Origin of the sequence: Microcoleus sp. N9_A2 (assembly GCF_036701775.1) — a bacterium.
Lineage (GTDB): Bacteria > Cyanobacteriota > Cyanobacteriia > Cyanobacteriales > Microcoleaceae > Microcoleus.
In genome coordinates, this window is sequence record NZ_JAUBRH010000023.1 from 26,432 (window position 1) to 40,714 (window position 14,283).

Annotated in this window: 11 protein-coding genes; 4 read left to right on the forward strand and 7 right to left on the reverse strand. The window is 45.2% G+C overall.

All coding sequences use genetic code 11. The annotated features are described in order from the left end of the window. The first annotated feature begins 31 nt into the window (after nt 1-31). A complete protein-coding gene (locus tag QUA44_RS15400) occupies nt 32-427 on the forward strand; it encodes a VOC family protein (protein ID WP_265237708.1) in 396 nt (131 codons plus the stop codon). A gap of 241 nt (nt 428-668) precedes the next feature. On the opposite strand, the gene QUA44_RS15405 is transcribed toward QUA44_RS15400, so the two are convergent. After that, on the reverse strand, nt 669-1,106 hold the full coding sequence (locus QUA44_RS15405) for a hypothetical protein (protein WP_333252220.1): 438 nt from the start codon (nt 1,104-1,106) through the stop codon (nt 669-671). A gap of 189 nt (nt 1,107-1,295) precedes the next feature. Here QUA44_RS15405 and QUA44_RS15410 point away from each other — a divergent pair, with 189 nt between their 5' ends. Next, nucleotides 1,296-1,718 carry a DUF2358 domain-containing protein gene (locus QUA44_RS15410; RefSeq protein WP_333252269.1) on the forward strand — a complete coding sequence of 141 codons (423 nt, stop codon included), beginning with the start codon at nt 1,296-1,298 and terminating at the stop codon, nt 1,716-1,718. On the opposite strand, the gene QUA44_RS15415 is transcribed toward QUA44_RS15410, so the two are convergent. The 6 genes from QUA44_RS15415 to QUA44_RS15440 form a co-directional block, all read right to left on the reverse strand. After that, on the reverse strand, nt 1,711-3,390 hold the full coding sequence (locus QUA44_RS15415; RefSeq protein WP_333309769.1) for a mechanosensitive ion channel domain-containing protein: 1,680 nt from the start codon (nt 3,388-3,390) through the stop codon (nt 1,711-1,713). The genes QUA44_RS15410 and QUA44_RS15415 overlap by 8 nt on opposite strands. Beyond that, the gene (locus QUA44_RS15420) at nt 3,371-4,483 is read right to left on the reverse strand and encodes a mechanosensitive ion channel domain-containing protein (protein ID WP_333252223.1); all 1,113 of its coding nucleotides are present in this window, start codon (nt 4,481-4,483) and stop codon (nt 3,371-3,373) included. The genes QUA44_RS15415 and QUA44_RS15420 overlap by 20 nt, the downstream gene beginning before the upstream one ends. A 72-nt stretch (nt 4,484-4,555) precedes the next feature. Further along, nucleotides 4,556-6,169, reverse strand: a complete 1,614-nt coding sequence (locus tag QUA44_RS15425) for a mechanosensitive ion channel domain-containing protein (protein WP_333252224.1) — start codon at nt 6,167-6,169, stop codon at nt 4,556-4,558. 506 nt (nt 6,170-6,675) lie between these two features. Further along, a complete protein-coding gene (locus QUA44_RS15430) occupies nt 6,676-8,232 on the reverse strand; it encodes a sodium:proton antiporter (protein WP_333252225.1) in 1,557 nt (518 codons plus the stop codon). 110 nt (nt 8,233-8,342) lie between these two features. After that, nucleotides 8,343-10,163 (reverse strand): DUF389 domain-containing protein, encoded by a 1,821-nt coding sequence (locus QUA44_RS15435; RefSeq protein ID WP_333252226.1) that lies wholly within the window; start codon nt 10,161-10,163, stop codon nt 8,343-8,345. 390 nt (nt 10,164-10,553) lie between these two features. Next, nucleotides 10,554-12,020 (reverse strand): alpha-amylase family glycosyl hydrolase, encoded by a 1,467-nt coding sequence (locus tag QUA44_RS15440; RefSeq protein WP_333252227.1) that lies wholly within the window; start codon nt 12,018-12,020, stop codon nt 10,554-10,556. Between the two features lie 330 nt (nt 12,021-12,350). Between QUA44_RS15440 and QUA44_RS15445 the strand changes: the two genes are divergently transcribed. Continuing rightward, nucleotides 12,351-12,515: a hypothetical protein gene (locus QUA44_RS15445; protein ID WP_333309772.1), complete on the forward strand. Its 165-nt coding sequence runs from the start codon at nt 12,351-12,353 to the stop codon at nt 12,513-12,515. Nucleotides 12,516-12,782: 267 nt separating this feature from the next. Further along, nucleotides 12,783-14,072 carry a glucose-1-phosphate adenylyltransferase gene (locus tag QUA44_RS15450; protein ID WP_333252229.1) on the forward strand — a complete coding sequence of 430 codons (1,290 nt, stop codon included), beginning with the start codon at nt 12,783-12,785 and terminating at the stop codon, nt 14,070-14,072. Nucleotides 14,073-14,283: the final 211 nt, after the last annotated feature.

Here is a 14,283-nt window from a genome sequence, read left to right on the forward strand (position 1 = left end):
TAACACAAAAATAACTTTGGAGAAGATATATATGCTTAAAGGAAAGGTTTTACGGGTTGCTCGTCCAACTGATTGCCTCGATCAAGTTGTTCATTTCTACACAGAGGGTTTAGGGCTGCAAATCCTCGATAGTTTTGAAAACCATGAAGGTTTTGACGGAGTAATGGTTGGGATGCCAGGAGAAAGCCACCACCTTGAATTCATCCATCAACGGGGACATATTGTAGGTGGCGCTCCAACTCAAGACAATATTATCGTCTTTTACCTTCCTAACCAACAAGAATGGCAGCAGGCTGTTGAGCGAATGAAAGCAATTGGATTTGAGCCTGTAAACTCATACAATCCCTACTGGGACAAAAATGGAGTGACTTTTGAAGACCCAGATGGCTATCGAGTCGTTTTGCAGAATGCCGAGTGGAGCTTGTAGCAGCGCGATCGCCCGCCACATAAAATATCTATAGCGGTTCTCAAGCGTGGTGAGGATAGCCCATAGCCCATAGCCCATAGCCCATAGCCCATAGCCCATAGCCGTTCGCGTACTTAATATGAGATATCGAAAGGCTATAAGCTGTTAGTCATTTAAATTTCTTGCCTGAACCCCTTACAGTATGGGGTATAGACCACAAATAATGCAGTTTAAATGTGGAACAGCTTACACCAATTTATAACTAATCATTTTCTTGTCGGGCCGCGCGAATAGTTTTGGGAAATACGCCTACTAAAAGTGCCAAAGGTTCATCGGGAATTTGTGCCACTGTTTCCCCATCAAAATATTGTTCAAACTGAGTTAAAATCATTTGTGCCCGTTCCAAAGCTACAGGCTTTGCCGTTAACTGTTCCGTTAAACGCACCCAATGCCGCCGAATTTCAAAAGCTTTCTGTTTTTCTTCGGGAGATTGAGGACAAACCAAACAAAAATCCCCCACCGGAATCGCCCGCACAGAGTCAACATCAAAAGCACCGCCAACCGCAGCCCCCGGCCCGGCAAACTCTGCGTGAAAGCGTTTAATCAAAATTAGACCGTTCCGGCGACGGCTATCTACCATCAACAGCTTGCCGCTGTTGATTTCTGCGAGAATGTCAGAGGGGTTGGTGTACTCAGTCAAATCTGTGCCAAGGTTTCAATGTCGCAAATCCGGGTCTGCACAAAGGCAGATGCGGACAATAGCGTTAGAGTTAAAATCAGAGCTGGATGAAATCTCAAATCTGCGATCGTCCAGCGATCGAGATTATTCATTTAAACTTATAAATCAATACTGTCACAAGGTGGTAGCTTGAGCGCGATCGAATATCAAATGCAGGTAAAACAAGTAGTAGACACCCTGAAAGCGGATCTCCCGACGCTGTTTGAGAAAGACATCTCCTACGACATATACACAAAAGCCATCTATTTTCAAGATCCCGTCAACAAATTTAAAGGAAAAATCAACTACCGCATTATCTTTTGGACTTTGCGATTTCACGGGCAGCTATTTTTTAACGAGATTTACTTCGACCTCCACGACGTAAGTCAGACAGCCCCTGATACTATTGTGGCAAATTGGACTGTGCGCGGGACGCTGCGCGTACCCTGGAAAGCTCAAATTTTCTTTAACGGCTACTCTACCTACAAAATGGATGAGGACAGCTTGATTTACCAACATATCGACACTTGGGACAGAAAACCCGGAGAAATTTTAAAGCAGTTTTTGGGCAAGGGAACAGTTTTACTCAAATAGTAGCAGGGGACTGCACGTAAACCGTAGGATTTTCCATCGTAAACACAATACCGTGGACTGCAAGAGATTTAGCAATTTGAACGCTTGCTAACTCTAGTAGGCGTTTACGCACCTCAACCGCATTATCCTGAGAACCTAAAATTGCCAAACTTACCCTCAATCTTTTTCCCGATCCATTTGCGAGAGCAATATTTGTGCTGTTAGCATCAATTCCTGATAGGAAAGCAGTTTTTTCCATTATAGCTTGCTGCACTAGGGCGTATTCTCGTTCTCCTAAAACACTCGCAAAGTCCATATACAGTAACACCATAATTTTTTTGGCAAGAGTAACGTTTTCAATTTCTACGCTGACTAAGATAGAATTTGGCATCACAATAATTGTACCCGTGCCAAGGGAACGAATTTTTGTCGATCGCAAGCCAATACTTTCTACTTTCCCCAACTCTCCAGCGGGTAGACGGATATAGTCACCAGTAACAAAAGGACGATCTAAATACAATACTAAAGTAGCAATGAGTTGTTCGAGAATTTTTTGGGCAGCAAAAGCGACGGCCAAACCAACTAACCCCAAACTAGCAACCAAGCCAATCAAGTCAAAGTTGACGCTGCGGGCAAATGTCACCAGTGCTACAATAAAGATAAAGATATTCAACACGGTCTCAAATACCAGAATTGCATCATCGCTACTGGGATTAAATTTACCCCCAAACTTGAATCCATAGGTACGCAGGTAGCGGCTAGTAAGTTTTGTAGATAACCAATACAAACAGCCAACTACAAATAGATTAGCAATTGGTTTTAGCAGGCCGTAAACAACTGGTACTAATGTTTCGAGTAAGTTCAGAGACCAACTTATAGAAATACAGAGGACTGAAAATTGCACGAGGCGATCGCTGGGTTGAATAATTGCCAGATAAATATTTTCTGCTGATTGGATATCTAACTTTTTGATGGCAAATCTCAATAAGGCTGGAGCGTAATGGCTAAATACAAAAGAGCCTCCTAATGCTCCCAAAAATATTAGCCACTGGGGCTGAGAAAATGGGGAAACAATCTGATAACGAATACTGCGTAATACCGGAAACCATTCCGAACTCACTAGGGTGATCGCTATCCAGGCAGAACCAAAAATAATATTGGTAAAAATTCCCGTTTCCCACTTAGCTATTTTGGCTACAATTGCCACTAAAAACCGCAACAGGATAATAATTCCTATGCCAATTAAAATCCACAGAGCTCTCTGCAAAACGTATTTTGAAGTTCGTTCTTTTTTAGCTTTAGCTACCGCTTTTTCTAAAACATTTTGCCATTGTTTAGCTTGTTGAGATAAAGAAAAATTTGGTAGAACATCGTTGGCTGTAACTGTCAACAGGTAATTGTTGTTCAAAGAAATTGAGGTAGCACTTGTATTGGAGTCATTACGCACATCAAAAGTTATGACTTTCTGGTTAGAGATTGCCTCAGCCAGTAAATCGTTGGCAAATTGGGTACGTTCCAATGCTGTAAACCGATCGACAGGTTGCAAATAAAACAGCGGAATTCCATCAACTACTACGGGAGAACGAGGGCCACCAACACTTTGAGCAAAACTCATCGGAGTGGCGAACAGCAACCAGCAGATCGTACCTAAAAATATCAGTTTAATTTGCCGCTTAAATAGCGATTGGAGCATCCACATAAATCGTTGGTTGGTTAATGGTAAAAGAAATATCATGCTTTTGCAGTTGTTTAGTAATTTGTTGGGTAGCCAAATCGAGCAATTGCCGCCTCAGTTCCATAGATAATTCATTAGCACCCAGAATAAAAAAAGAAATTTGGGCGCGATCGTCACTGAAGGAAACTTCTGTGCTGCGCCAGTCTAAACCAAAAATGTCCACCGTGCTGTCCATCACGGTTTGGCGGATTAGTGCTTGTTTGTCCGCAGGTACCTGTTCGGGAAACTCTAGCATCATGACAGACATAACTTTCTTTGCGCCGGTAAAGTTCTCGATGGTAGCTTGAGTCAAGGAATTATTAGGAATAACTGTGAGAGTGCCTTTACCGGAGATGCGAATTCTGGTCGATCTTAAGCCAATACTTTCTACTCTGCCAAAAGTACCTTGTTTGCCTTGCTGCCCATCTCCTAAACCAATATAGTCGCCAACTGTAAAAGGGCGATCGAGAGTTAAAACAATCCCTCCCAAAAGTTGTTCTAGAGTCTTTTGAGCGGCAAAGGCAAAAGCAATACCGCCAATCCCCAAGCTAGTAAGTATCCCGGCAACGTTGATGTTGTGGCTAATACAAAAAACTAAAATTAACGTGATAGCGATCACAAATTCTCCGAGATAGCGAATCAAAAAAATAGACTCGCCTCTTACTTTAGGATTGGACTCAAAAGTAACGCCTATAATTGTGGTATTAAAAAAGTCTCGAAATAGACTCCACAGCAACCAACCGCAAAAAAAAGTGATGCCCGCACTCAGGCAAAATTCCATAAATTTCAGCCATTCAGTGCGAGGGAGCAGAAGCAACATCACTTCCATCGCCGACAGAGTGAATAACGTTAAAATTATGTTTTTAGAGGCAAGGAATACACGAATATAAGCCTGTGTCAATAAATTGGGAGCAAACCCATTTAAGGCTACACTCAAGGCAGGAACCGCCACCATTCCTGCTAATCCGCCAATCCCTCCTGCTATCAAAATTAGAGTAATTTGCAGGAAGCGATCGCCATTATCTAAAGGCAGTTGTGCGAGCATAAATAGCGCATCGATTGTTTTTATCATGGCAAAGTTAAGTGCTAGATTTGAAATCAAAGATTGTATTAGTTATAGCGTTGTTGTTCTGCATAGCCGAGATTATTTCTGGATGGTTGAGTTATTTTCCGACTTGAGTAAAGTGTTGCGTAAGGTTGCCTCTAGTTCCGGTGATAAAGCCAAAGGAATGCTCCCAGAACGCACGTGCAAATCTCGTTGAGGAAACGGAATTTCGATTTCATGCTCTCGAAACAGTTCTTCAATACGGAAAAATAAATCACTCTTGACGCGATACTGTGCGATGGGTTCAACAATCCAAACCCGCAGCTCAAAATCCAAGGAACTATCACCAAAACCCAAGAAAAAAACAATCGGTTCTGGAGTCTTCAAGACATCAGAATGTCCCCTACCAGCTTTTAGCAGTGCCTCCTTAACTTGATTGATATCACAGCCGTAGGCAACACCAACTGGAATTCTGATTCGCGACACAGAATTCTCATAATTCCAGTTAGTTACATCATCCTCTAAGAAACGAGAATTGGGCAAAATAATCGAAACTTGATCTAGGTTGCGAAGCACTGTACTGCGAGCGCCAATACGGATCACAGTGCCTTCAATTTTACCGACATTCACAAAGTCGCCTACCCGAATCGGACGTTCAAAGAGCAAAATCAGACCGCTACCAAAGTTTTTAGCGATATCCTGAAATCCAAAACCGATACCAACTCCTAATGCACTAAAGATAATTGTTAGAGAACTCAGGTCAATTCCCCATATTTGCATCAGAACGATGGTTCCTATAACAACCAGCAAATATTTGGCAATCACGGCAACGGCTTCTTGACTGCCTCGACTGATGCGGGTGACTTCCAAAATTCGCAGTTTAAATATTTTAGAAATAACGCCGCTAAGGACAACCCATCCCAGGATTAGAGCAGCTAGAATTAGCAGATCGGTGACTGAGTAATTGTTGCGTCCTACAGACAGGGCTTTAGATGTGAAAGTGCTGACTAAACTGCTGGTTAGAGTGTAACTCCAAATCCGAGTTACCGGAAACAGATTGGTAATGTAAAGGGCAGTGACAATCCAAAGCGCAACCCTTGCGAAAAACAGAGTTAAGTTAAATAATAAGTTCAGAGCTTTGGGCGAATCATTAACCCCAACTTCTTCGTTTGATGGTTCGACAAATCGCTGGATTGCAGCTTGTCTGGCCGATCGCCACAGCCATCCCAATGCTTTGTTGAGGGCGATCGCCAGCCCGACAGTCGCCGCTGCCAGCATCAACATATTTTTCATGAATCCGGCGCTTTTTTCATTTTGAGCTTGCTGCAAAGCTTGACGGAGTTGTTCTGCCCAAAGATTAGCTTGTTCGGCGGGCGTGCGATTTTCTTGCACATCGGATTGAGTGACTGTCAGCAAGTATTTGCCATTAACCAGAATGGTGGGGTACCGATCGCGAAATTCAGTTGTAACTTGAATGGTTTCTTGAGATTGCTCAATTTGTTTTAGTCGCAAATTGAGCAAATCGGCTCGTTCGGCGCCCGTCAATGAGTCAGCATCGCTCACGCTAAAAATTGGACGACCATCTACCACAACAGATGTCGCCGTCCTCGCTGCTTGAACGGGTACAGCCTGTAAAACTAAGCTCAGCGCTAAGGCTGTGATGATTCCCAGTATTTGGTAACGAACAAATGAAGATTTCCGGCGATTTAACATATTTTACCAATTTCAATGCACTCCTCATATTCCGCGATCGCTATGCCTCTAATAGACCTCCACCGCAAAGCAAGTTTTTGAACAAGCAGGATGCCCGTTCTACAAGAATCGTTAGAGAGGTCTCAGGGAATTGCAAACTGGATATTGATGACAAAGCCCAATAAGTGCAACCATCAGAAGGATTAACGGTGCGGCAGTGCTTGAGGAATACTTTGCCAGCGCACTTTGGTACTTGATACTCAGATTACTTTTGCATTATAACGGCTTAAACTGATTGAGTTACCCGTTCAGTTCCCTTAACACTGTTAGACAATGCTCGAAAGGACTGAAGTCCGAACGATCGAACTTGATGGAAAGGATTGAAGTCCGAACGATCGCACTTGATGGAAAGGATTGAAGTCCGAACGATCGAACTTGCTCGAAATGTTTAAGTATTAGTTTGAATCTATTCTGCGGCGGCATTTTGGAAGTCTCCAAGATATAGAAAAAACCGTCGCACTCTATAATTACTCCCCTATATTCTCAACTCCCAAAAACAGAGACAGTTCTTGATTTAAGCGACCCGATCGCACAAACTCAGCATAGGTGTCAGCTTCGATCGCCAGCAACTCCGCTCGAATTTGCTCAGCAATAAACGTGCTGAGATCGGGATATTCATCTTGAAGCCGATCGACCTCCGCCTCAATCCTCATTAACTCCCCCTTAACCAGCGATTCTTGATACTCATAAAACTCCCGATCGACCCCCGGCTGATCCTCCATCTCAGCCAACCGTTGCAACACCCTACCCAAAGCCGCCCGACGGGCGATCGCCTCCAAATACTCCCCGCGCATCGGCCCATCCCCCAGCAGATCCAGTTTTTTCAGAACAGGCTGAATAGTCAGTCCCTGCACCAATAAAGTAAACAACACCGTCCCAAAAACCGTCGCAATCACCACCTCCCGGCCCGGTAAACCTTCAGGTACGCTCAAAGCCAAAGCCACCGACACCGCACCCCGCAGCCCTCCCCACCACAGCACCGTTTGCTCCTGCAGCGGAATGGCGGATGCGGCAAAACGGTTGCTGAGACTTCCCAGTCCGTAAATGGCGATCGCCCGCGTTACAATCACCGCCACAATCGTCACCGCGATCGCATCCAAATTTTCGCCCAAACTCCCAAACCGAATCTGATCGCCAATCAGTAAAAACACAATCGAATTTACAAAAAAAGCTAAAAATTCCCAAAACTCACTCACAATAATCCGAGTGCGAGGATTCATCCCGATGCGAGAACCAAAATTGCCCAAAATTAGCCCAGTCGTGACCACCCCAATCACCCCCGAACCCCCCAAATCCTCCGCAATCAAATAAGTACCGTAGGCCGAAACCAACGTCAGAGACTGCTCCACCAGAGGCAAATCGAACCGCTGCGTCAGATAAGAAATCGCAAACCCGATCAGCCCGCCAACCCCCAGCCCAATCCCCACCACCGTTATCAACTCCAGCACAATCGGCCCCGGCGATAACTTAGCAGTTCCCTGAGCAAAAGCAGCCAGAAATCCAAACGCCACAACTGCCATTCCGTCATTAAACAAACTTTCGCCTTCCATCAAAGTGCTGAGACGCTTCTCAACCCCCAACTCCCGAAACAAAGCCGTCACCGAAACCGGATCGGTAGCTGAAAGGGTAGCCCCAATCATCAGCGCAGTTCCCAAAGAAAGACCGGCAAATTGATTCAAACCAATTGCCACACCCGCAATAGAAATCAGCACACCGAAAACAGCATAAAGACAAATAGGAATTAAATCCTGTTTTAAACTCGACCACTTCAAATTCCAAGCAGCTTCAAACAGCAGCGGCGGCAGAAAAATCAACAGAATCAATTCAGGCGAAAGATTCACCAACCGCACATCGACCAAAGCCAGTCCTGCTCCCACAATTACTAGCAGCAGCGTATAGGGAATTCGGCGCAACCAACTAACAATTTGTGGCAGAGTTGCCACACTCAAAGAAACTGAAAGAACCAGTAAAAATTGCTTCAGATTGTCTTCAATCGCCACTTCTTGTAGACTCGTTTCTATCATTTTAAAATTTTCCTATTTGTAATTATCGGATTGCACAGACAGATTGGTTCGTAGTGCGGAATGCGAGTCTGCACTACGAACCGTCTTTTTGACACCAGTGTTAAAAACAGTCAGCGTGTCACTCCTCCTTCAACTGCATCCTGCTGAACAGAAGGTGAGGAATTTTGGGGCGGTTTTTTCAGAACTGTTTTTAACTGGACAATTGGTTGAGTTGCAGCTGCAGTTTTAGTAATATAGCGATCGGGCTTAATTTGCCATTTTGTTTGCAAATAATTGCGAACCGCCACCGATCGCCCGATCGCCGGCGCCCCAGCTTCCGAGGGCGCTTGACCGGAACTCATTTCAATCTGCAATTTAGGATTTTGCTGTACCGTCTTACCCAGTCGATCGAGCAATTGAACTTGATTTGCCGCAATTTGAGCTTGATTTAACGCAAAAGTAACCGTTCCAGCAACCGGCGCAATCCGATTGAAATTGACCTGGGCTGTAGGGTAATTTAATTGACTGCGGATATCATCCACCAGCAGCGCTTGTCCGTCGCGATCGAGATCCCGCGCACTAAAGTAAGCAATCTGAATCCTTAACGGCGTCAGCGGGCTAGTAATCGCCTGATAACTCATCAATTGAGCCGGTAGGGGCAAAATCAGGGAGTCGAGGGCAGACTCCACAGCCGTCAAAAAACTCGATTGCAATTCCGCAACCGTGGGGGGAGGCTCCGGCTTGATTGTTGTTTCAGAAACCTTTGTTGGTAACAGCTCGTTAGAAGCTATGGGAATTTGAATCAAATTCAGAGCAATTGACTCCAACGGCCTCCCAAGTTTCGCTGACAGCAATTGCTTGTATTGCTCTCGTTCCGCTTCTGTGTAAACCTTGCTAGTAACTACCTGAAGTTGAGCGACTAATTTACGCTTTTGTTGTCGAAACGAAAGTTGACTGATGTACGATCGCACCTTACCATCAGGAAAGTTACCAAAGTTTTTTTGCCAGATTTCTGTAGTGCTATTACGCAGTTGATTTTCTTGCTGCTTGCGAGAAATTTCTTCGCTAAGTTGATTGTAAGATTGATACAGAGGAATCGAAGTCAATGAAATAGTCATCAAAATCAGCAGCAGGCGACTTGGCAAACTACCGATGCGCTTCAATCGTTCCGACGCCGGAATTCGAGCGACCAACGACTGCATCCAAATGCTTTCTCCATTGCTTTCCCGCCACAAACGCACCCGCTCGCGCACGGGAAAGCTATCAATGTGCAGAACCAAAAACACCAGCATCGCCATAAACGTAATAGCGACTAAGTTGGTAAAAAACAGCAGCCCTCCCCCCCGCGCCACCGCCAACCCGCTTCCAGGACTCACACTCACCGCCGTTGCAATACCATAACCCACAACACAAAGCGGCGGCATCAGCGCCACTGCGATCGAAACCCCCGGAATAGACGTAACAACCCCCTTAGCCTCCTTGCAAATAGCCACCGCCCCCACAGCCCCAGAAAACAGCGCAATCACTAAATCCAGCAAATTTGGCTGAGTTCTCGCCAGAATTTCGTCGGTCATTTCCTGAAATGGCAAAATCAATACCAACACCACCGCAAAGGAAATAGCCAGCGTGCAGCTCAAAATTAAATTAACGAGGGCCCGCAGCGCCAAAATCGCATCCCCAGCAGCCAAAGCCAGCCCGTTTGCCAAAATACTCCCCATTAAAGGTGAAATCAGCATCGCGCCAATGATGACGGCCGGACTATTCAACACCAATCCCAGGGTAGCTATCCCAGCAGAAAATAAAACTTGAATCCAATAACTGGCATCTGTCAGAGTCACCGACTGAGCAAGGTCCAAATAGACTTGTTCTTTGCGAAGGGTGCTCACCCCTAAATTCTGAGCAAACCAGCGTCTCAACCGAAGGAACTGCGCTAATATCTTTAGGCGCTGCATTACATATCCTGAGAAACAATAAATATTTTTTACCAACCTAGTGTAGTGCATTGATGCCTATCTTTGTGGTGGCAGCATCAATAAGAGGCAGTTTGTGTAGGTTGGGTTGAGAGGAACTGAGATATTGCACCATTGTCAATAAACTTATAAAAACCGCGAATAAAACCAAAAATCTAAGTTTTTATCCTAGATTTTTAATCCTATTCCCAGTTTTTGTTTGTTGTGCAAGATGTCAGGAGGAACGAACCCTACGTTTCACTTTGCCCAACAATCTCATCAATCAGAAATCTTGCACCAATGTCAGAAACCGGGTTTTTTACTTCAATATTTCGTTTTCACTCACAGATTAGGTCAAAAACCCGGTTTCTTTGGTCTCAAATGTGTAAAGCACTAATTAGCTGAACCGATAATTAAACCCGATCGCGCCGGCAGACTCAATTCTAACTGCCGAGTTTCCCCTTCACCTTTCCAAACAAATTCGCCTTTACCGAACAGCAATTTCTCGTGAGGAGATTTCAAACTGGGAGTCTCAAAACTTACCTTTACCTCTTGAGTTGCCACATTCACAGCCACAATTATTTCCTCATCCTCCAAAATTCGAGCAAAAACGTAAACCGTGCCTTCAGCAAACAGAATTTGGTAAGTCCCAGTGCGGAGGGCGGCGTATTTGTGGCGCAAAGCTATCAACTGCTTGTGATAGTCTAAAACATCAAGTTCCCAGTGAGCATTTAAGGGAAAACTGCGGCGAGAATCAGGATCTAGAGCACCGGGTAAACCAACTTCATCACCGTAATAAATGCTGGGAGCTCCGGGATAAGTTAACAGCAGCAAAGTCGCAATTTCTACACTAGCTCGATCGTCTCCAGAAATTGACAGCAACCTCGCAGTATCGTGACTGGCCAACAAATTTAGTTGAGTTAGCTGTATTTCCCAGGGATATAATTCCAAAACTTCCTGAATCTTCTCCCCGTACTGCTTGGCAAACAGCGCCGGATAGGGGTAATAAGAGCGACCTTCTAATTGGTTCATATCTACCCGATCGCCCGCGGCAAAAGCAATAGTCGGGGCCGCAAACAGATAATTCATCACTCCGTCAAATTGACTGCCGTCGAGCCATTCTCTGGCATCTTCCCAAACTTCGCCGACAATGTAAGCTTCAGGATTAACCGCTTTCACTCTGTCTCGAAATTCCTGCCAAAATCCCTCTGTTTTAATTTCAAAAGGAACGTCCAGCCGCCAGCCGTCAACGCCGAATTTAATCCAATATTCGGCGATTTCCATAATGTACTCTCGCACTTCTGGATTGTTGTGATTGAATACAGGCAGCGCTCGATTGCCGTCCCAACCGAGATAATTAGCTGGAAAATTGCCGTCGTAGGCGGATAGCGGCCAGCCTTCAATTTGAAACCAATCGAGCCAAGGAGAATGGGGGCCGTTTTCCAGAATGTCGTGAAAGAAGAAAAAGCCGCGGCTGGCGTGGTTGAATACGCCGTCGAGGACGATTTTGATGTTGCGATCGTGAGCTGCGTCTAGAAGCTCTTTAAAAGCCGGATTGCCACCCAACATTGGATCGACTTGATAGTAGTCGTGGGTGTGGTAGCGGTGATTGCTGGCCGACTGAAATATGGGGGTGAAGTAAATTGCGTTAATGCCTAAGTCTTGCAAGTAGTCTAGCTGTTCCATCACGCCCCACAAGTCGCCGCCTTTGTAGCCTTGCAGGGTGGGAATTTCGTGCCATTCTTCCCACATGAAGTTTTGCAGCAGGCGTTTGCGAGGCTGTTTGCTTTTGGCGAAGCGATCGGGGAATATTTGGTAGAATACCGCGTGTTTAACCCAGTCCGGCGTTTGAATTTGCATACACTTTTTCTAGCTTTTACGGCTTACGCTACAGTAGCAGAGGTTTCTAGGGGATCTAACTTTTGGTAGAGAATAGACATTTTATCCCATTTTATCGCTCGACAAATTGTAAAATTTTACACAAATTGGCAGTCAATCTAAGATTGAAAACTGACTCTACCTCGAAATTTATCGTCCCGACGAGTGGCGCTTCCTGAGTGCTGTGGAGTCGAACAAACTCAGATAACAGCAACGCCCGAAAAAAGAACCGGCTTAAATTCAAGCATAACCAGAGCGCACCTTGGCCCCATACAGAGGGTCAGCGGGCGTGGCGGTGCATCGCGACCTGCCTTGAAAAAGAACAACAGCGCCATGAACCTCGATCGAGAAATTGTGAAAACGGGGAATTTAGCCAAAAAACTTGTTATTAACAGCCAAAACCCCGAACCTTATTCTTTCCTTAAACTGCCTTTATTTATTGAAGGGTATTTTAACTCACAACTCAAAACTTTTTAAAATATCCATTATGGATGGATGGGTATTTTAACTCACAACTCAAAACTCCTAACTCCAGCCCCGGAAACAGTCCAACTCCCCTAAACCGGATTTTTTAACTCTTATTGAGGGTTTGAAGAAGTATTTGGATTAAACAACCCGGTTTCTGTGTAAGCGACTCAACTCATAACTCAAAACTCAAAACTTTCTTGCTCCCCCCCTTGTCAAGAAGCCCTCACCATCGGACACTGTACTTGGAGAGTTAATCGACCCTAGGGAGAAAGTTCCTTGAAAAAAGTCTTAGCCATCATCCTCGGTGGCGGTGTAGGCACCCGCCTTTACCCCCTAACCAAACTGCGAGCCAAACCCGCAGTTCCCCTCGCAGGCAAATATCGCCTCATCGATATTCCTGTCAGCAACTGCATCAACTCGGAAATAGTCAAAATTTACGTCCTCACGCAATTCAACTCGGCATCCCTCAACCGTCACATCTCTCGGACATACCAGTTTTCCGGCTTCACCGAGGGATTTGTCGAGGTGCTCGCCGCCCAGCAAACTCAGGAAAACCCCAACTGGTTTCAAGGGACAGCCGACGCAGTTCGCCAATATCTCTCGCTGCTAGAACAGTGGGACGTTGACGAATACTTGATTCTTTCGGGCGACCACCTGTACCGCATGGACTACCAGAAGTTTGTGCACAGACACCGCGAAACCAACGCCGATATCACCCTCTCGGTTTTGCCAATGGACGAGAAGCGGGCCTCGGATTTTGGTTTGATGAAAATCGACGACACCGGCCGCATTGTTTCTTTCAGCGAAAAGCCAAAAGGCGATGCGCTCAAACAAATGCAGGTGGATACTACTAAACTGGGACTGACAGCGCAGCAGGCTCAGGAAAGTCCTTACATTGCTTCGATGGGGATTTACGTCTTCAAAAGAGAAGTTCTGATTAAACTCCTGAAAGAATCTCCAAACCAAACTGATTTTGGTAAAGAGATAATTCCCAATTCTTCAAAAGAACACAACGTTCAAGCTTATTTGTTTGACGATTACTGGGAAGATATCGGAACCATTGAGGCTTTTTACGACGCTAACATGGCTCTGACAAAACAGCCTCAGCCGCCTTTCAGTTTCTACGATGAAAATGCGCCGATTTACACTCGCCCGCGTTTCTTGCCGCCGACTAAGCTTTTAGATACTCACGTGACTGAATCGATTATTGCTGAAGGCTGCATTCTCAAACAGTGCCGGATCGACCATTCTGTGCTGGGAGTTCGATCGCGCATTGAAGCTGGATGTACGATTCAAGACACTCTGGTCATGGGTGCTGACTTCTACGAACCCGACGCCGAACGGCATTCGAGTTTGGACAGCGGTGGCGTCGCCCTCGGTATCGGTGCAGATACTACAATTCGCCGCGCAATTGTGGATAAAAATGCCCGCATCGGCCGCAATGTTCAAATAATTAATAAAGACCGAGTGGAAGAAGCCAACCGCGAAAACCAAGGTTTTTACATCCGCAGCGGCATTATCGTAGTTCTGAAAAATGCCACGATTCCTGATGGAACTATCATTTAGTTATTAGTCATTAGTCATTAGTCGTCAGTCATTAGTTTTTTAAGTTAAAATCTGTTACCTCTCAGCAAGTGACTGATGATAAATAAATAAATTAGTGACAGATAACCAATGGCCGATGACTGATGACTGATGACTGATGACGAAATTCATTCTTTTTTTGTTGATTATTAATTCCCACCGCTGATGCGAGGTTGTCGAAATACTTGGCTTT